This is a genomic window from Pseudocitrobacter sp. 2023LY-00077, assembly GCF_055796175.1.
Window position 1 is genome coordinate 109427 of record NZ_JBSPEI010000007.1, and the last position, 16943, is coordinate 126369.

Consider the following 16943-nt stretch of genomic DNA (forward strand, 5'->3'; position numbering starts at 1 on the left):
TGGTACGCTATTTCTATTATGTAATAAGCTTTGGTAATGCTAACGTGTTAATGCTCAAACGAATTTATTTAGTGGCTGCGCTAATTGCGGCTCAACTCTGCATTCTGCCTGCGGCGAATGCCTCATTTACCGAATCGGTGCGCAACGGCTTCTCCACGCTCAACGATAATATTGCGCAAACCTGGGATGAACCCCAGCATTACGATCTCTATGTTCCGGCAATCACCTGGCATGCGCGCTTTGCCTACGATAAAGAGAAAACCGACCGTTACAACGAACGTCCATGGGGCGCGGGTTTTGGTGTCTCTCGCTGGGATGAAAAAGGGAACTGGCACGGCATCTATCTGATGGCGTTTAAAGACTCCTGGAACAAGTGGGAGCCGATTGGCGGTTACGGCTGGGAGAAAACATGGCGACCGCTGAGCGATGATAATTTCCGTCTGGGACTGGGCTATACGGTAGGGGTGACGGCGCGTGACAACTACAATTATGTGCCGATTCCGGTGCTGCTGCCGATGGCGTCTATCGGCTATGGTCCGGCAACCTTCCAGATGACCTATATACCGGGCACCTATAACAACGGCAACGTTTACTTCGCCTGGATGCGCTTCCAGTTTTAATCCTGGTTTTGCGCACGGGAGCAGTGGGGTTGACTGGGTTGCTAACAAACTCGAATTAAAGTCAACCCCCGTATAAAAGTTAGAGACATTTATCACTTTTTAGCTAACCTGCACTAGACAAAACGCAGCATTATTGTTGTACTGATACCTGACACAGCATTTGTGTCGTTTTTTCATATAAAGGTAATTTTGATGTCTAAGATTAAAGGTAACGTTAAGTGGTTTAATGAGTCCAAAGGATTCGGTTTCATTACTCCGGAAGATGGCAGCAAAGACGTGTTCGTACACTTCTCTGCAATCCAGACCAATGGTTTCAAAACTCTGGCTGAAGGTCAGCGTGTAGAGTTCGAAATCACTAACGGTGCCAAAGGCCCTTCTGCTGCTAACGTAATCGCTCTGTAATCAGCGCATTAGCAGTCAGAATTCAAAACCCGCCTAATCGCGGGTTTTTTTTCGTCCATTTATCGACTGGCGTTAAACAGCCAGAAGGCCAGGGCGGTCATCGCAAACGAGCCCAGCAGATTCACCCCGACATTCAGCAGTGCCCATCCCGGCTTCCCCGCCTGTAACAGAAAGACCACTTCCGCCGAAAAAGTGGAGAAGGTGGTTAAACCGCCGCAGAATCCTGTGGTGATAAGCAGTTTCCACATCGGGTCGATATGCGTCATTCGGTTAAACCACGCCAGCCCCGCACCAATGATAAACGCGCCCAGCAGGTTTGCCGTTAACGTGCCAATCGGCAGCGCATGATGCATTGGGTTGAGCCGGGTGCTGAGCATCCAGCGCGCGACGCTTCCGGTTCCGCCGCCGATAAAAACTGCCAGGAGAACGTTGAACACCTGATTTTTCCTGTTTTCAAACCATCGAAGTGGGTGAGTTTAGCGTTGAAGCTGCTAATCTTGCCAGAACCAACGTAAAAAAGAGGACGTCATATGTGGGTCGCGGCGGGTCAATTTAGCGTTTCTGCCGACTGGCAGGCCAACGCGCAGGAATGCATCTCGCTGATGCGCACGGCAGCAGAACGTGGCGTCTCATTGCTGGTACTGCCTGAGGCGTTGCTGGCGCGTGATATCGCTGACCCCGATCTCAGCGTGAAATCCGCTCAGATGCTCGATGGCGGCTTTATGCAGGAACTGAAGGCTCAGAGCCGTCAGGATACGCTGACGACCATCCTGACGCTGCACGTGCCCTCTACGGCGGGCAGGGCCGTGAATACGCTGGTGGCGCTGCGTGGCGGAGAGGTAATTGCGCAGTATCAGAAGCTGCACCTCTATGATGCGTTTAACGTGCAGGAGTCAAAACTTGTGGATGCGGGCGCGGTGGTGCCGCCGCTGCTTGAGGTTGGTGAGATGCGCGTAGGGTTAATGACCTGCTACGATCTGCGCTTTCCTGAGCTGGCGTTAAGCCTGGCACTTCAGGGCGCAAATCTGCTGGTTCTACCGGCGGCATGGGTACGCGGGCCACTGAAGGAGCACCACTGGTCAACGCTTCTGGCGGCCCGCGCGCTCGATACGACCTGTTATATCGTCGCCTCGGGCGAATGTGGCAGTCGGAATATCGGCCAGAGCCGTATTATCGACCCCCTGGGCGTCACGCTCGCCGGTGCCGGGGCCACGCCGCAACTTATAATGGCAGAAGTCTTTGAACAGCAGGTGAAAGAGGTGCGCGCACAATTACCGGTATTAACTAACCGCCGTTTTGCGCTACCGCAATTACTGTGACGTTTTTTTAAACAACACTTGATTCACCTTGTTACAGATTGCTATTGTGTGCGCGCGGTAAGATGACCGTTAATACGCTATGGTCATTTAACGCATTTTGCAGCCTGTTTTAGAGAAGAAGGTATCTATGGGTGAGATTAGTATTACCAAACTGCTGGTTGTCGCAGCGCTGATTGTTCTGGTGTTTGGTACCAAAAAATTACGTACGCTGGGCGGCGACCTGGGCTCAGCAATCAAGGGCTTTAAGAAAGCCATGAACGAGGATGAGGTCAGCGCTAAGAAAAGTGTTGATGCGGATGACATCCCGGCGGAAAAACTCTCTCACAAAGAGTAAGCAGCAGACATTGGATAAGGCGTGCGGATAAATTCTGCTTTAAGCAGGTGCATGTCTTATAGCGGGCAATTATAGCCTGTTAAAAAGGCCAACGCGGAGACGCAATGGCCTTTTTTGATACCTGAAATATGACGAAAGGTATTAAGTTGCAATCAGATGTTTCTAATGCCGGTATAAAAAAGCCGCTGCTTAAAAGCAACGGCTTCGCTAAACGCTGCGTCTGCGTTTATTTCACTTCCATCCCTTTCGCCTGAAGATCGGCGTGATAGGAGGAACGAACGAACGGGCCGCACGCGGCGTGGGTGAAGCCCATCGCCAGCGCTTCCGCTTTCATCTCTTCAAACTCATCCGGGCTCACATAACGCTGTACCGGCAGGTGATGGCGACTTGGCTGCAAATACTGACCCAGGGTCAGCATGGTGACGCCGTGGCGACGCAGATCGCGCATCACTTCGATGATTTCCGCGTTGGTTTCACCCAGGCCGACCATCAGGCCAGACTTGGTTGGGATTTCCGGGTGCGCTTCTTTAAAGCGTTCCAGTAGCTTCAGCGACCAGTTATAGTCCGCGCCCGGACGCACCTGGCGATAGATACGCGGTACGTTTTCCAGGTTGTGGTTAAAGACGTCTGGTGGGGTTGCCGTCAGGATCTCTAACGCGCGATCCATACGACCACGGAAGTCAGGAACCAGCGTCTCAATTTTAATCGTTGGGCTTTTCTCGCGGATGGCGCTGATGCAATCGGCAAAGTGCTGAGCACCACCGTCGCGCAGGTCATCACGGTCAACGGAGGTGATGACCACATAACGCAGCGCCATGTCGGCGATGGTTTGCGCCAGTTTGCCCGGTTCGTTGGCATCCGGGGCAACCGGGCGACCGTGGGCAACGTCACAGAATGGGCAACGACGGGTACAGATAGCACCCAGAATCATGAATGTCGCGGTGCCGTGGTTAAAACATTCCGCCAGGTTCGGGCAAGAGGCTTCTTCACAAACAGAGTGCAGGCCATTCTTGCGCATCGCCGCTTTGATACCCTGAATACGGGAGGAGTCAGCCGGAAGTTTGATTTTCATCCACTCGGGTTTGCGTAGCAGCGCTTCGCGCTCGGTGGCCACGTTTTTGACCGGGATAAGTGCCATTTTATCGGCGTCGCGGTACTTAACACCGCGTTCCATCACAATGGGTTTACTCATAGCGTGCGTGTTCCAGTTGCGAGTCTTTAAGGAAAGCGTTTCAATTCAATGAAATGTTGCATTTATCAACTATTTTTGAATTCATTGTAAGCAGTATACCATTGAAACGGGTGTCAAAGCAGCCTGCCAGTGCGGCAAATTGTAAAATAGTTGTTGTTTTATGCTTTTTAGTTATCGGACGGGCTAACTGTTTTCGCGATCAGAATGCCTGACGAATGACATCAATGACACCCTGTAAAACCGGATCGCGCAGGCTGAGCTTGTTGTAATGCAATGAAAATTCGACTTCTTCTTGCTGAATGGGCGCAAAATCAATGCAGGCCAGCGGCCAGCACTGACGGTAAAGAGAGAAGAATCGACGCGGCATGATCCCCAGCAGGTCGCTGCCGCCAATCAGTGACGCAATGGTGAACAAATTGTAACTGCTGAAACTCACCTGACGGTCTGGCAGCATCTCATGAATGCGTTTATGCAGGCTGCTGTGGCTGCTGCCATCGGGCGTCAACAGAGTATATTCATACGCCTTCAGCAATGTCAGGGTAACGGATTGCTGTAAAACGGGATGCCCATGGCGACAAACCAGCACCAGCGGGTCGCGAAACAGCGTGTGGCTGTAAAGCGCTGGCATTGTCTGAGCATGACTATCGATGATCAAATCCGTCTGGAACTGGCTGAGCTGATTGCCTGTGTCGTTGACGGCAATATTACGTACCAGAATCTGCGGGTAGCTTTCTTTAATGGCCTGGTAAATCGCAGGCATGATAAGCGCCCCGACGGAGGGCGGCGTACCAATGGTGAGGATACGCTGTTTATCATAACTGCCGGTAAGATCCAGCGCGCCAAGTATCGACTCCAGCCCCTGGCTAATATATTCATGCAGATGCGTGGCATAGGCCGTTGGCGTCACCCCCTGACCTTTACGGATAAACAGCGGGTCAGGGAAAAGACCACGCAGTTTTTGAATCGACTGGCTGATGGCAGACGGCGTGATATTTAACACTTTCGCTGCGTTAACAATCCCCTTATGGACATAGACCGCTTCAAAAATCGTCAGCAAATTAAGATCAATATTACGTAAGGTGCGGAAAATCTGGGTTGTATCATTATCGATACGTGGCGGTGATTTATTTTCTAACGGTTGCTGATATTCCACTCTATTTACCCTTTTGCATTCACCATGTGAATGGTTTATTGCTTTTGTCGTTATTATTATCTTCGATACAAAATTGCAATTTGTGATTTTGTTTTAATTTTATCTCATTTATTCAATGAGTTGTCTTTATGTATTGGTTGCTGTGGTAGTCTGGTATGTTATTTTTGCTGAATGAAGCTGAAGAGAAAATATAGAATTTTGATATTTTTGTAAAGGGGGGGCAGGAGGGAAATAACGCCAGCCCAACGGTAAGGTTGGGCTGGGGAGAATATATATTAACTGTGAATATATTCGTGTGGTGGATTGTTTAGCAGCGCTAAAAAATGTGAGACTAAAAGCGGTGATATATTGTCAGGCGTGGCATCAGCTTTCCACTGCTGTACCTGGGTCATCTCCATACCGGCGTAACCGCAAGGATTGATGCGCAGGAAGGGCGATAAATCCATCGCAATATTCAGGGCCAGGCCGTGGAAAGAACACCCTTTACGAATGCGCAGCCCCAGGGAGCAGATTTTTTTCTCACCCACATAAACGCCCGGCGCATCGGCGCGCGGATGCGCGTCAATACCGCACTCCGCCAGGGTATTCACCACCGTTTGTTCCAGCAGCGTCACCAGTTCACGCACGCCAAGCTTACGACGCTTCAGATTCAGCAATACGTACATCACCTGCTGACCCGGCCCGTGATAGGTCACCTGGCCGCCACGGTCGCTTTGAATTACGGGAATATCGCCCGGCACCAGTACATGTTCCGCTTTACCGGCCTGGCCCTGAGTAAAGACAGGGTGATGCTCAACCAGCCAGATTTCATCGAGCGTTGTGTCGTCGCGTTGATCGGTAAACTCATGCATGGCCTGCGATACGGGTTCGTACGGCTGTAAGCCAAGCTGGCGGATGAGAAGGGTATTGGTGTCCAAAACAGCATCTCCGTAGAGAGAGGAATTCATGGACGGGGAGTATATCACAAACAATTAACGTTACCCGGCAGGCCGGGTAACGTGGCAGGGATTACAGCACCATACGAACAATTTCGATATTGCCTAACTCTTCGTACAGCGTCTCCACTTGCTCAATATGCGTCGCGTTGATGGTAATGGACACCGAGTGGTAGTTGCCTTTGCTGCTCGGTTTTATCTGCGGAGAGTAATCACCAGGCGCATGGCGCTGTACCACTTCCACCACCTGGTCAACCAACTCAGGTTTCGCCAGACCCATCACTTTGTAAGTAAAGGGAGTCGGGAATTCAAGCAGTTCGTTCAGTTTGGTTTTCATGTCAGCTCCAGTGGTAAAAAGAACAACTCCCGCCGGACAGGCGGGAGTTGCTTAACGTTACATAGTATATGGGGATCGAAATCACACTTTCAAGTGGGTGATTTTTAACCAAACCAGTGATGGAACATTAATTTAATGTAATCAATGATTTTGCCGAAGAAGTTACCTTCCGGAATTTCCTGCAGCACCACCAGCGGACGCTGTTCAATTGTTTTGCCGTCCAGCTGGAAGTTAATAGTGCCCACGACCTGATTTTTCTGCAGCGGTGCATGCAGTTCGGTGGAGGTCAGCACATAGCTGGCTTTCAGATCTTTCATGCGGCCACGCGGGATGGTCAGATAAACGTCTTTGTCCACGCCGAGGGAAGCACGATCGCTGTCGCCAAACCAGGCGGGCTCAGAGGCGAACTCTTTACCTGCTTTCAGCGGGCTAACGGTTTCGAAGAAGCGGAAGCCCCAGGTCAGCAGTTTTTTACTTTCCGTTTCGCGACCTTTGTAGGTGCGACCGCCCATTACGGCGGAGATCAGACGCATCTGACCTTCGGTAGCGGAAGCCACCAGGTTATAGCCTGCTTTATCGGTGTGGCCGGTTTTAATACCGTCTACGTTGAGGCTGTTATCCCACAGCAGGCCGTTGCGGTTAGTCTGGCGGATACCGTTAAAGGTGAACTCTTTCTCTTTATAGATCGTGTATTCGTTCGGCACATCGCGGATCAGTGCCTGACCGATTTTCGCCATATCACGTGCAGAGCTGTACTGACCGTCAGCGTCCAGGCCGTGAACGGTCTGGAAATGGGTGTTTTGCAGACCCAGCGCGCTGACGTAGCTGTTCATCAGACCCACGAAGGAATCCTGGCTGCCTGCCACGAAGTCGGCCATCGCCACGCAGGCATCGTTACCGGATTGCAGGTTGATACCGCGGATCAGCTGAGAAACAGGAACCTGCATGCCAGGTTTCAGGAACATCAGTGAAGAGCCTTTGAAGACCGGGTTGCCGGTCGCCCAGGCGTCGTTGCCGACAGTGACCAGATCGGACTCTTTGAATTTACCCGCTTTCATCGCCTGACCGATAACATAGCTGGTCATCATTTTGGTCAAGCTGGCCGGGTCGCGGCGGGCGTCGGCGTTCTGTTCAGCCAGAACTTTGCCTGAGTTGTAGTCGATCAGGATGTAGGACTCCGCGTCAATCTGCGGTACGCCCGGGATCATGGTTTTGATGTTTAAATCATCGGCATGGGCAGCGGAGGTCAGTACGGCGACTGAGAGCGCTGGGATAAGTAAGCAAGCAGAAAGAGAGGTCTTCATGGTCAGAACAACGACGTCCGTTTATGGAATTAAAAAAAGTGCCTTACTATAGCAAATGCAGTGCGGGCAGGCATCCGACATCGCATACGACTTTGTTAATGACTTTTACATTCATTAGCAAACGATATCGGAAGCCTGGCTACATCTTAGTTGGCGCGAGTGATAAACGATTGCAGTTGGGCTTCGCTCTGCAAACGTTGTTGTAAGGTGCTGGCTTCGCCTTTGCTGCTGAACGGGCCCAGTTGAATACGCCAGACGGCACCGTTCTGCGTGACGCGTCCCGGTACAGAGAACTGCTGGCTCAGGCGCTGTTGATACTGTTGCGCGCGCGCTTGATCGCTGACGGCGCCAACCTGGACCACAAAGTCGCCGGTCGCGGCAGACGCCGCTACGGGTGCAGCGACAGCCGCAGGGGCAGGCGTTGCGGCGGGCGCGGTCACCGGTGCGGCTGTTTGCACGGGTTGGGTTGGCTCGCTGCTTTCCAGCACACCGTTGTTAAGTGGAGTAGGGGCGCCGAGGAAACCGCTGCTGCTGACGGGCGCACCCGCGGTGTCTTCAGGTTTCAGTGTATCGTTGCTGATAGCGCGCACATCGCCCTGCGGCGAAGAGGCCTGCGGAGCCGATGACGCGCTACCTAAGCCGCCGCTCAGATCCGGGCGGCTGGGTAAGGCGTAAGTTTGTTTCGCGACGGTTGTACAGGCCATGCCTGGGCCGGAAAGCGTGCCGTCCTGGGCTACGATAATCGGATCGATACGCACTTTGGTATTGTTTGACGTATTCAAACGATCGGCTGCCGCGCGGGAAAGGGAGATCACGCGATCGTTGCCGTACGGGCCGCGATCGTTAATGCGCACGACGATCATGCGGCCATTCGCCAGGTTGGTGACGCGCGCGTAGCTCGGCACCGGCAGCGTGGGGTGCGCGGCAGTGATTTGCGTCGGGTCAAACGCCTCGCCCGTCGCCGTCAGATTGCTGCCGGGTTCAGCGTCGTAGATAGCGGCAAAACCCGCCTGGCTGAAGTTGGCAGGATCCTGCACGATTTTGTAGTTTTTACCGTCGCGCTGGTAATCCTGGTTTGCGGTGGCGCTCAGCGGCTCAAAGCGCGGATCGGCCCCGCTGATTTCCACTATCGGGCCATTACATACTGCGGGCTGCGGAACGGTGACGGTTTTTTGTTGCACATCATCATTCGAACAACCTGCCAGCAATCCTGCTGCGATGCAGATCCCCAGCCAAAGCTTTTGCATTGAGCACCTCTTAGACGCTTTTCGACAACATTTTTCTGTGGGTATGTATCGACATGACGATACCGAACCCGGCCATCAGTACAATAAGGGCCGAGCCCCCGTAGCTGACCAGCGGTAGCGGAACGCCCACCACCGGAAGAATGCCACTTACCATACCAATATTTACAAAGACATAAACGAATAAAATCAGCATCAGGCCACCGGCCATGACGCGGCCAAAGGTGGTTTGCGCCTGGGCGGCAATCCAGAGCCCACGCATAATCAGCAGCACGTACAGCGCCAGCAGTACCAGAATGCCAATCAGCCCCAGTTCTTCCGCCAGAACGGCGAAGATAAAGTCGGTGTGACGTTCAGGCAGGAATTCCAGCTGCGACTGGGTACCGTGCAGCCAGCCTTTGCCACGCAGGCCACCGGAGCCTATCGCAATTTTAGACTGAATAATATGATAGCCCGCGCCGAGCGGGTCCGATTCCGGATCGAGCAGCATCATGACGCGCTGACGTTGATAGTCGTGCATCAGGAAGAACCACAATATCGGAATAAAGGCGGCGATAAGTACCACGGCGATGCCGATAAGTCGCCAGCTCAGGCCGGAGAGGAACAGCACAAATAAACCGGAGAGCAGAACCAGAATGGATGTTCCGAGGTCAGGCTGCGCCGCGACCAGCAGCGTTGGCATGAAGATCAATATCAGCGCGATACCGGTGTTTTTCAGCGACGGCGGACAGACATCACGGTTAATAAAGCGCGCGACCATCAGCGGGACGGCGATCTTGGCTATCTCTGACGGCTGGAAACGCACGACGCCGAGGTCAAGCCAGCGCTGAGCGCCTTTCGAAATCGCGCCGAAGGCATCGACCGCCACCAACAGAATAATACAGAAGATATAGAGCCATGGCGCCCAGCCTTCGTACACGCGCGGCGGAATTTGCGCCATTACAACCATGATCACCAGACCCATGGCGATCTGGCCGATTTTACGCTCCATCATGCCGATGTCCTGGCCGCTCGCGCTCCAGATGACCAGCGAGCTGTAGGTCAGCAGCGCCAGCAGGATCAGCATCATGGCCGGATCGATGTGGATTTTATCCCACAGCGATTTTTTGTTCGGATTATCCGTCATGTTTATTGGTCCTCCGCCGCCGTTGCGGCCGGATTTTCGGCTGGTAAATCGGTGTTGTTATCGCCAAGCATAATGTGGTCGAGAATTTGACGCATAATCGTCCCCACCGCCGGGCCTGCGCCGCCGTTCTCCAGAATAATGGCAACGGCAACTTTCGGATCGTTGTACGGCGCGAAAGCGGTCATCAGTTTATGGTCACGCAGACGCTCGGCAATTTTATGCGCGTTATAGGTTTCATTCGCTTTCAGACCGAATACCTGCGCGGTACCGGACTTGGCGGCAATTTTATACGGCGCGCTGGCGAAGTATTTATGCGCGGTACCGTTGCCACGGTTGGCGACGCCATACATCCCGTCTTTGGCGATTTCCCAGAAGCCGGAATGAATATCGCCTACCGGCGGTTCATGTGGCTGCTCCCAGGGGATCTGTTTCCCGGCTTCGGTGGTGCTCATCAGCAGATGCGGCACTTTCACCACGCCATCGTTAATCAGGATCATCAGCGCTTTGCTCATCTGAATCGGCGTTGCCGTCCAGTAGCCCTGGCCGATACCGACCGGAATGGTATCGCCCTGATACCACGGCTTTTTAAAGCGCTTCTGCTTCCATTCACGGGTCGGCATATTACCAGAGCGCTCTTCCGCAAGGTCGATGCCCGTGTAATGGCCATAGCCAAATTTCCCCATCCACTCGGACAGGCGGTCAATACCCATGTCATAGGCGACCTGATAGAAGAAGGTATCCGCGGATTCTTCCAGCGCTTTCGTTACGTTCAGGTGGCCGTGGCCCCATTTTTTCCAGTCACGATAGCGTTTTTCAGAGCCCGGCAACTGCCACCAGCCGGGGTCAAACAGGCTGGTATTGCGGGTGATCACCCCTGCGCTGAGCGCGGATACGGACACGTACGGTTTAACGGTCGAGGCGGGCGGGTAAACCCCCTGTGTGGCGCGGTTAACCAGCGGCGTATTCGGGTCGTTCAGCAGCCCGGAGTAATCTTTGCTGGATATACCATCGACGAACAGGTTTGGGTCATAGCTTGGCATGGAAACCAGCGCCAGAATGCCGCCCGTTCGCGGGTCGGTAACCACGACTGCCGCACGGCTGCCGGCCAGCAGCGTTTCGATATACTGCTGCAGCTTAAGATCGAGCGTCAGGTGGATATCATGTCCGGCCTGTGGCGGCACTTCCTTCAACTGACGGATGACGCGCCCACGGTTGTTGACCTCAACTTCTTCATAACCGGTCTGGCCGTGCAGCACATCTTCGTAATAGCGTTCGATACCGAGCTTACCGATATCATGCGTTGCCGCGTAGTTTGCCAGCTTGCCGTCTTTGTCGAGCCGCTCAACGTCTTTATCGTTAATTTTTGAGACGTATCCAATGACGTGGGTGAGGGCGGATCCAAACGGATAATAGCGGCGTTTATAGCCTTTCACTTCCACGCCGGGGAAGCGGTACTGATTCACCGCAAAGCGCGCAACCTGAACTTCTGTCAGGTTGGTTTTCACCGGGATAGACGTAAAGCGATGCGAGCGCGATCGCTCCTTTTTGAAATTGGCAATATCATCATCGTTGAGATCGACCACGCCGCGCAGCGCTTCCAGCGTGTCCTGCACGCTGTCGACTTTTTCCGGCATCATCTCCAGTTGGTAGATGGTGCGGTTGAGCGCCAGTGGGGTACCGTTGCGATCGTAGATAATGCCGCGGCTTGGCGCTATTGGCACCAGCTTAATGCGGTTCTCGTTGGAACGGGTTTGATAATCGGTAAAACGGACGATCTGCAGATTATAGAGGTTAGCGATCAGCACGCCGGTAAGCAGCAAAATCCCCGTAAAGGCGACCAGCGCCCGGCGCACAAACAGCGCAGACTCAGCCGAATAGTCGCGAAAAGAATTCTGTAGTTTCATTCGCTGCTTAATTTACCCTGGTCATCATTACTCGCGGTGGTAAGGGTGGTTAGTGGTGATGCTCCACGCCCGGTACAGGCTCTCGGCGACCAGCACGCGCACCAGCGGGTGCGGCATCGTCAGATTCGAAAGCGACCAGCTCTGTTCAGCGGCGGCTTTGCAGGCCGGAGAAAGCCCCTCAGGCCCGCCAATCAGCAGGCTGACGTCGCGGCCATCCTGCTTCCAGCGCTCCAGTTCGACCGCCAGATGCGGCGTATCCCACGGTTTGCCGGGAATATCGAGCGTGACAATGCGATTTTTACCGGCGGCGGCGAGCATCAGCTCGCCTTCTTTATCGAGAATACGTTTGATGTCCGCATTCTTACCGCGCTTGCCGGCAGGAATTTCTACCAGCTCAAACGGCATGTCTTTCGGAAAACGGCGCAGATATTCGGTAAACCCGGTTTGTACCCAATCCGGCATTTTGGTGCCGACGGCGACCAACTGCAGCTTCACAACTTAACTCCAGAGCTTTTCCAGTTCATACAGGCGACGGCTCTCTTCCTGCATGACGTGGACAATCACATCGCCTAAATCGACAACAACCCAATCGGCGACGTTTTCGCCTTCCACGCCCAGCGGCATTAAGCCTGCAGCGCGAGATTCCTGAACAACATGATCGGCGATAGACATGACATGACGGCTGGACGTGCCGGTGCAGATCACCATGCAATCGGTGATGCTGGATTTACCGTGAACGTCGATAGCCACGATGTCCTGACCTTTCAGGTCATCAATTTTGTCGATTACAAAATCCTGGAGTGCTTTACCCTGCAAGTGTGTTCCCCTTGGGTGTGTGAAGAAAATAGTCGTAGAGCCCGACAGTATACCCGAACTGAAGGCGTTGTCGGGACAAATGTCACCGGACGGGTCGTAAGGCGGGCTATCATCCCATTCATTAATAACGAATGCATCGCCATTTTTGTAAAACAATTTTTGCCAATAGCTGCATCTGGAATGATTCTGGCTGCGGAGAATAACAGTCTGTCGCCGGGTGTCAATGGCTGCGCCGGACGCGGCGGTAGAAATCGGGATTATCCCGCTTCCGGCTGCCAGCGCGCGCGGCTATTGAGGACGCGAAGTGTGGTAAACGTGGGCGTAAATTCAATCACGCTCCATGCGCCCTGGTCGATGCGAAAATGCCACATTGCCGACGACGGCATCTTCAGTAAAAGTGCGGTCAAAAGGCTTAGCACACCCTGATGACTGACCAGCAGCAGGTTCTGATAATCGAGCTCGGGAAGCCTGTCGATAAAGACATTAACCCGCGCAGAGAAAGCCTGGAAGCCTTCGCCGTTGGTGGGGATAGCATTCTGCCAGTCGTTACACCAGGCGTCATAATTGGCTGCGTCTTCAACAACCAAATCACGGTGATGGCGCATCTCCCAGTCGCCAAAAAACATCTCATTGAGCTGCGGGACAATTTCAGGTTGCAGTGGGCTGCTGCCCAGCAGCAGGCGCGCCGTTTGCTGCGTACGTTCCAGTTCGCTGCACATCACATGATCAAAAGGCACCTGTTGCAGAAGCGTACCGAGCGTTTCGGCTTGCCTGATGCCTTTTGCCGTCAGCGGGGTAGGCGAGTGGCCGGAGTACAGCCCATCGACGTTTGCCTGGGTTTCTCCGTGACGAACCAGCCAGAGTTTCATTGTGTTTCTCCCTGAATCAACAAACTGAAGTAAGATACTGCTTTTTGGCGGAGAAGTATCATGGCTAAGCTTACCAGCACCCACGGCGGTAACATTCGCGAGGCGGCGCAACTGCTGGGCATTGAATCCGCTTTGCTCGTTGATTTTAGCGCGAATATCAATCCGCTGGGTATGCCGGAACCGCTCAAACAGGCGTTAGTGGCGCAAATTGGCGTGGCGGAACGCTATCCGGATGTGGAGTATCAGCGTCTGCATCAGCAACTGGCGGCGCACCATGATGTTCCCGCTGAGTGGATTCTGGCCGGTAATGGCGAAACGGAGTCAATTTATACGCTGACGCAGGGGCTCCAACCGCAGCGAGCCATGCTGGTGACGCCGGGGTTTGCGGAATATCGACGCGCGCTGGCGCAGGTCGGTTGTCAGATCAGCGAATTTTCCCTGTGCGAAGAAGAGGGCTGGCAGCTTACCGAGCGCTTACTTCCGGCCCTGAGCGCTGAGCTGGATTGCCTGTTTCTGTGTACGCCGAATAACCCGACCGGGCTTTATCCTGACGCATCATTACTGGCGGCGATTGTTGAACGCTGTCGGGCGCTGTCGATAACGCTGGTGGTGGATGAGGCGTTTCTCGATTTCCTTCCTGATGAACCAGGGCTGATCCCGCACCTGGAGAATAACCCGCATGTTTGGGTGCTGCGCTCGCTAACCAAATTTTATGCCATTCCGGGGCTTCGTCTGGGGTATCTGCTGAACAGCGACGCTGACGCCGTGGCGCGAATGCGTCAGCGCCAGATGCCCTGGTCTATCAATGCGTTTGCCGCGTTGGCAGGTGAGATGGTCCTGCACGACCGCGCGTATCAGCAGGCAACCTGGCAGTGGCTGGCGCAGGAACGCGATGGTTTGCTGACGCAGCTGCGAGGCTTTTCCGGGCTTACGGTCTGGGAAGGGCGTGCGAACTACCTGTTCTTACGCTGTAATGTTCTGGGTCTGGATTTACAGCAGGCGCTGTTGATGCGCCATGTACTCATCCGCAGCTGTGCGAATTATCCGGGGCTGGACGGGCGCTATTACCGTGTGGCGATCCGCAGTCGGGAAGAAAACGCCCGACTGTGCCAGGCGTTGAATGAGGTATTTAGCGGTACAAGCCCTGCTGCATGATGTATTCCAGCACTGGCGCGGGCATCATTTCGTCGCAGGATTCGCCGTTTTGTAATCGCTCGCGAATAATGGTGGCGGAGATATCAAACCACGGCGTCTCGGCGAGGAAGATTTTCCCCGCAGGCTGTTCGTGCAGATCTTCCGAACGTAGCGTCAGCCGATCATCCAGCCACTGCTGATGTTCCGGCTGTTGCATGGTCATCGGATAACCGGGGCGACGCGTGACAATCAGATGCGCGTTCTCAAGGATTGTTTCGTACTGGTGCCAGGTGGGAAACGTCAGCAGGGAGTCCTGGCCGATAATAAACGCCAGCGCGGCTTCAGGCCCTTCTTCCTGACGCCACTCCTGTAACGTTTGCGCCGTATACGACGGCATGTCACGGCGCAGCTCACGTTCATCCAGTACAAATAACGGTTTATCGGCAATCGCCAGTTCTACCATATGTTTGCGCTGGTCGCTGGTGGCTTCCGGCTGCGGGCGGTGCGGCGGCACGTTATTCGGCATAATAATAATGCGCGATAACCCTATCTGATTTGCCAGAATTTCTACCGGCTTCAGATGACCATAATGAATGGGATCGAAAGTACCGCCAAACAGTGCCTGGAGCTTTGTCATATCATCCGTCAATAAATACGTCGGCTAAGGCTTTATGGCAAAGCAGTAGCGACAGGCTTTCCAGTTCAGCCCAAACAGACTGACCGTAATCCTGTTTCAGAGTAAGTTCCGCCTGCGTCAACAGGGTGACCGCCTGACGTAGCTGGTCGCCGCTCAGACGATTAATGGCGTCGCCAACCAGACCACGGCGATTCTGCCAGACGCGATGTTTATCAAACAAGGCGCGCAGCGGCGTGTGAGTGCTTTGGCGCTTCAGGTTCACCAGTAATAGCAGTTCGCGTTGTACGGTACGCAGCAAAATGACCGGCTCGCTGCCTTCAAGCCGCAACTGTTGCAGGATGTGCAGAGCGCGTTTACTTTTTCCCGCCAGCAGGGCATCGACCCAGTGGAAGGGCGTAAAGTGCGCCGCATCATTCACCGCCTGCTCTACGCGCGGCAGTGTCAGTTTACCGTCTGGCCACAGCAGTGATAAGCGCTCCAGCGCCTGCGACAGCGCCAACAGGTTACCTTCGTAGCAGTAACACAATAGCTGGCTGGCGGGTTCATCTAACTGAAGATTCAGCAGTTTCGCGCGCGTCGCTAACCAGCGGGGAAGCTGGGCTTGCTCTGGCGTCTGACAGCTTACCTGAACGGCATTGCTGGCAAGTGCGCTCACCCAGGCCGCATTTTCCTGGGCTTTGGTGAGCTTGTTGCCGCGAATAATGAGCAACAGATCGTCATGCAGCAGCGAAACCAGGCGCGTTAGCTGTTCGTTGATGGCGGCGTTCGGGCCATTTTCCGGCAGCAGCAGCAGCAGCGTCTGGCGGCTGGAGAACAGGCTCAGGGCCTGGCTTAGCGAGAAGATCTCGTTCCAGTCGGTGCTGGCGTCGAGTGAAAAGGTGTGATGCTCGATAAAGCCCTGTTCAGTGGCCGCATGGCGCACGGCGTCCTGGCTCTCCTGAAGCAGCAACGGATCGTTACCGAGCAGCAGATACGCCGCGCGCAGCCCTTCAGAGAGCTGCGCGCGGAGTTGTTCCGGATACAACCGAATCATCAGTTACCCAGAGTGGTGGAGACGCGGCCAGGACCAATCGGCGATTCTTCCGCCATTGGAACGGTATCTGGCGCCGTTTTACTGTCGGCGATGTGTACGCTCGGCAGTTTACGGATCAGCTGTTCAGCCGCTTTATCGTACATTTCGTTGATGATAATCGTCTGCTCGGCATCTTTCGCCAGAGCGCGCTGCGGGTTATCGAAGAACGAACGGTACACTTTGGTCGAGATCGGGAAGATATCCTGACCCGGGATCAGCACCGACGCACGCACGGTTAATACCATCTGGTATTCCGCCGTCTGGCCGTTCTGGAACACGGATGCCGTATCTTTCGAAATGCCGGAGCTGATAATACGCAGCGACGGCACATCTTTACGCAGGGTGCTGTCTTCCAGCAGAGTGATGTCGTTCAGACGCAGCTGATTACGCACCGCACGGCTTAACGGGCCGTTCGGATCGCCGGACTGGAAGATCATCGTTTTCATTTCGCTGGGAACCTGCGTAGTGCTACGCAGATGCCAGCCGCATCCGGCGGTGACGAGCACCGCCAAAGATAACAACAGAGTTGTCAAATATCGCACGCT

At 54.1% G+C, this 16943-nt stretch carries 20 protein-coding genes; 5 read left to right on the forward strand and 15 right to left on the reverse strand.

Annotated features, from left to right (window positions below; genetic code table 11):
• Window positions 1-50: 50 nt before the first annotated feature.
• Entirely contained in the window at window positions 51-620 is a 570-nt protein-coding gene (gene pagP / locus ACWWFX_RS10955) for a lipid IV(A) palmitoyltransferase PagP (RefSeq protein WP_231828207.1), read from the forward strand.
• A 192-nt stretch (window positions 621-812) separates the two neighbouring features.
• The gene (gene cspE, locus ACWWFX_RS10960) at window positions 813-1022 is read left to right on the forward strand and encodes a transcription antiterminator/RNA stability regulator CspE (RefSeq protein ID WP_000034825.1); all 210 of its coding nucleotides are present in this window, start codon (window positions 813-815) and stop codon (window positions 1020-1022) included.
• A 59-nt stretch (window positions 1023-1081) separates the two neighbouring features.
• On the opposite strand, the gene crcB is transcribed toward cspE, so the two are convergent.
• Window positions 1082-1459, reverse strand: coding sequence for a fluoride efflux transporter CrcB (crcB, locus tag ACWWFX_RS10965; protein ID WP_015965392.1), 378 nt, complete (start codon window positions 1457-1459; stop codon window positions 1082-1084).
• A gap of 93 nt (window positions 1460-1552) precedes the next feature.
• Between crcB and ACWWFX_RS10970 the strand changes: the two genes are divergently transcribed.
• Window positions 1553-2341 carry a deaminated glutathione amidase gene (locus tag ACWWFX_RS10970; RefSeq protein WP_276218448.1) on the forward strand — a complete coding sequence of 263 codons (789 nt, stop codon included), beginning with the start codon at window positions 1553-1555 and terminating at the stop codon, window positions 2339-2341.
• A gap of 127 nt (window positions 2342-2468) precedes the next feature.
• Window positions 2469-2675, forward strand: coding sequence for a twin-arginine translocase subunit TatE (gene tatE / locus ACWWFX_RS10975; protein ID WP_276218447.1), 207 nt, complete (start codon window positions 2469-2471; stop codon window positions 2673-2675).
• Window positions 2676-2901: 226 nt separating this feature from the next.
• Here the strand turns inward: tatE and lipA are convergent, their stop codons facing one another.
• The 11 genes from lipA to ACWWFX_RS11030 form a co-directional block, all read right to left on the reverse strand.
• A complete protein-coding gene (gene lipA / locus ACWWFX_RS10980) occupies window positions 2902-3867 on the reverse strand; it encodes a lipoyl synthase (RefSeq protein ID WP_015965389.1) in 966 nt (321 codons plus the stop codon).
• A gap of 199 nt (window positions 3868-4066) precedes the next feature.
• A complete protein-coding gene (locus ACWWFX_RS10985) occupies window positions 4067-5020 on the reverse strand; it encodes a YbeF family transcriptional regulator (protein ID WP_276218444.1) in 954 nt (317 codons plus the stop codon).
• A 275-nt stretch (window positions 5021-5295) separates the two neighbouring features.
• Window positions 5296-5967 carry a lipoyl(octanoyl) transferase LipB gene (lipB, locus tag ACWWFX_RS10990; RefSeq protein WP_442961866.1) on the reverse strand — a complete coding sequence of 224 codons (672 nt, stop codon included), beginning with the start codon at window positions 5965-5967 and terminating at the stop codon, window positions 5296-5298.
• 61 nt (window positions 5968-6028) lie between these two features.
• Window positions 6029-6292, reverse strand: coding sequence for a DUF493 family protein YbeD (gene ybeD / locus ACWWFX_RS10995; RefSeq protein ID WP_015965386.1), 264 nt, complete (start codon window positions 6290-6292; stop codon window positions 6029-6031).
• A 104-nt stretch (window positions 6293-6396) separates the two neighbouring features.
• A complete protein-coding gene (gene dacA / locus ACWWFX_RS11000; RefSeq protein WP_149464373.1) occupies window positions 6397-7596 on the reverse strand; it encodes a D-alanyl-D-alanine carboxypeptidase DacA in 1200 nt (399 codons plus the stop codon).
• Between the two features lie 146 nt (window positions 7597-7742).
• On the reverse strand, window positions 7743-8843 hold the full coding sequence (rlpA, locus tag ACWWFX_RS11005) for an endolytic peptidoglycan transglycosylase RlpA (RefSeq protein ID WP_276218438.1): 1101 nt from the start codon (window positions 8841-8843) through the stop codon (window positions 7743-7745).
• A gap of 10 nt (window positions 8844-8853) precedes the next feature.
• Entirely contained in the window at window positions 8854-9966 is a 1113-nt protein-coding gene (gene mrdB / locus ACWWFX_RS11010; RefSeq protein ID WP_015965383.1) for a peptidoglycan glycosyltransferase MrdB, read from the reverse strand.
• Between the two features lie 2 nt (window positions 9967-9968).
• A complete protein-coding gene (mrdA, locus tag ACWWFX_RS11015; RefSeq protein WP_276218435.1) occupies window positions 9969-11870 on the reverse strand; it encodes a peptidoglycan DD-transpeptidase MrdA in 1902 nt (633 codons plus the stop codon).
• 27 nt (window positions 11871-11897) lie between these two features.
• Complete coding sequence (gene rlmH, locus ACWWFX_RS11020) at window positions 11898-12365, reverse strand: 23S rRNA (pseudouridine(1915)-N(3))-methyltransferase RlmH (RefSeq protein ID WP_108473933.1); 468 nt, start codon at window positions 12363-12365, stop codon at window positions 11898-11900.
• Between the two features lie 3 nt (window positions 12366-12368).
• Complete coding sequence (gene rsfS, locus ACWWFX_RS11025; protein WP_041686290.1) at window positions 12369-12686, reverse strand: ribosome silencing factor; 318 nt, start codon at window positions 12684-12686, stop codon at window positions 12369-12371.
• Window positions 12687-12943: 257 nt separating this feature from the next.
• Window positions 12944-13555 carry an adenosylcobalamin/alpha-ribazole phosphatase gene (locus ACWWFX_RS11030; RefSeq protein WP_473223804.1) on the reverse strand — a complete coding sequence of 204 codons (612 nt, stop codon included), beginning with the start codon at window positions 13553-13555 and terminating at the stop codon, window positions 12944-12946.
• 60 nt (window positions 13556-13615) lie between these two features.
• Here ACWWFX_RS11030 and cobD point away from each other — a divergent pair, with 60 nt between their 5' ends.
• Window positions 13616-14710 (forward strand): threonine-phosphate decarboxylase CobD, encoded by a 1095-nt coding sequence (gene cobD / locus ACWWFX_RS11035; protein ID WP_473223805.1) that lies wholly within the window; start codon window positions 13616-13618, stop codon window positions 14708-14710.
• On the opposite strand, the gene nadD is transcribed toward cobD, so the two are convergent.
• From nadD to lptE, 3 genes are read right to left on the reverse strand one after another with little or no spacing between them, the layout of a single operon-like run.
• Entirely contained in the window at window positions 14685-15326 is a 642-nt protein-coding gene (gene nadD / locus ACWWFX_RS11040; RefSeq protein ID WP_276218428.1) for a nicotinate-nucleotide adenylyltransferase, read from the reverse strand. The two genes, cobD and nadD, sit on opposite strands and share 26 nt — an antisense overlap.
• A gap of 1 nt (window position 15327) precedes the next feature.
• On the reverse strand, window positions 15328-16359 hold the full coding sequence (holA, locus tag ACWWFX_RS11045) for a DNA polymerase III subunit delta (protein ID WP_473223806.1): 1032 nt from the start codon (window positions 16357-16359) through the stop codon (window positions 15328-15330).
• Entirely contained in the window at window positions 16359-16940 is a 582-nt protein-coding gene (gene lptE / locus ACWWFX_RS11050) for an LPS assembly lipoprotein LptE (protein WP_108473928.1), read from the reverse strand. The genes holA and lptE overlap by 1 nt, the downstream gene beginning before the upstream one ends.
• Window positions 16941-16943 lie beyond the last annotated feature (3 nt).

What these genes read in the sequence shown, in the direction of transcription:
- holA (WP_473223806.1), bottom strand. Translation starts at nt 16,359, where the DNA reads ATGATTCGGTTGTATCCGGAACAACTCCGCGCGCAGCTCTCTGAAGGG.
- ybeD (WP_015965386.1), bottom strand. Translation starts at nt 6,292, where the DNA reads ATGAAAACCAAACTGAACGAACTGCTTGAATTCCCGACTCCCTTTACT.
- pagP (WP_231828207.1), top strand. Translation starts at nt 51, where the DNA reads ATGCTCAAACGAATTTATTTAGTGGCTGCGCTAATTGCGGCTCAACTC.
- cobD (WP_473223805.1), top strand. Translation starts at nt 13,616, where the DNA reads ATGGCTAAGCTTACCAGCACCCACGGCGGTAACATTCGCGAGGCGGCG.
- ACWWFX_RS10970 (WP_276218448.1), top strand. Translation starts at nt 1,553, where the DNA reads ATGTGGGTCGCGGCGGGTCAATTTAGCGTTTCTGCCGACTGGCAGGCC.
- ACWWFX_RS11030 (WP_473223804.1), bottom strand. Translation starts at nt 13,555, where the DNA reads ATGAAACTCTGGCTGGTTCGTCACGGAGAAACCCAGGCAAACGTCGAT.
- mrdB (WP_015965383.1), bottom strand. Translation starts at nt 9,966, where the DNA reads ATGACGGATAATCCGAACAAAAAATCGCTGTGGGATAAAATCCACATC.
- lipB (WP_442961866.1), bottom strand. Translation starts at nt 5,967, where the DNA reads ATGAATTCCTCTCTCTACGGAGATGCTGTTTTGGACACCAATACCCTT.
- cspE (WP_000034825.1), top strand. Translation starts at nt 813, where the DNA reads ATGTCTAAGATTAAAGGTAACGTTAAGTGGTTTAATGAGTCCAAAGGA.
- nadD (WP_276218428.1), bottom strand. Translation starts at nt 15,326, where the DNA reads ATGACAAAGCTCCAGGCACTGTTTGGCGGTACTTTCGATCCCATTCAT.
- tatE (WP_276218447.1), top strand. Translation starts at nt 2,469, where the DNA reads ATGGGTGAGATTAGTATTACCAAACTGCTGGTTGTCGCAGCGCTGATT.
- lipA (WP_015965389.1), bottom strand. Translation starts at nt 3,867, where the DNA reads ATGAGTAAACCCATTGTGATGGAACGCGGTGTTAAGTACCGCGACGCC.
- mrdA (WP_276218435.1), bottom strand. Translation starts at nt 11,870, where the DNA reads ATGAAACTACAGAATTCTTTTCGCGACTATTCGGCTGAGTCTGCGCTG.
- dacA (WP_149464373.1), bottom strand. Translation starts at nt 7,596, where the DNA reads ATGAAGACCTCTCTTTCTGCTTGCTTACTTATCCCAGCGCTCTCAGTC.
- rlpA (WP_276218438.1), bottom strand. Translation starts at nt 8,843, where the DNA reads ATGCAAAAGCTTTGGCTGGGGATCTGCATCGCAGCAGGATTGCTGGCA.